A 290-nucleotide genomic window follows, 5' to 3' on the forward strand; every position below is an offset into this window, starting at 1 on the left:
ATAGCTTAGATGCTCGTTTAGATGCTCTAGATACAGTTGTACCAGCAGTGAACGATACAGATAGCAATGGTATTGCTGATGATGTTGATGCCGCGATTGCAGCAGCAACACAAGCGGTTCAAACTGCAGAAGCTAAGCATGATGAATTGGTAGAGGCAATTGCTGCTAAAAATGGTGTGATCAGTCCAGCAACGCAAGTTCAATTACAAGCGATCAAAGATCAATTAGATGCGTTGAAAGGTACAGCTCAAGGCTTGGTTGATGCATTACCTGCATCAGCAGCTAAAGAT

General features: G+C 43.1%; 1 protein-coding gene. It reads left to right on the top strand.

Annotated features, from left to right (window positions below; translation table 11 throughout):
* The coding region (locus tag AC1M86_RS14805) for a GA-like domain-containing protein (RefSeq protein ID WP_481608259.1) at window positions 1-290 on the top strand (290 nt) is incomplete at both ends.

It is taken from the genome of Acinetobacter sp. ANC_7654, assembly GCF_056779855.1.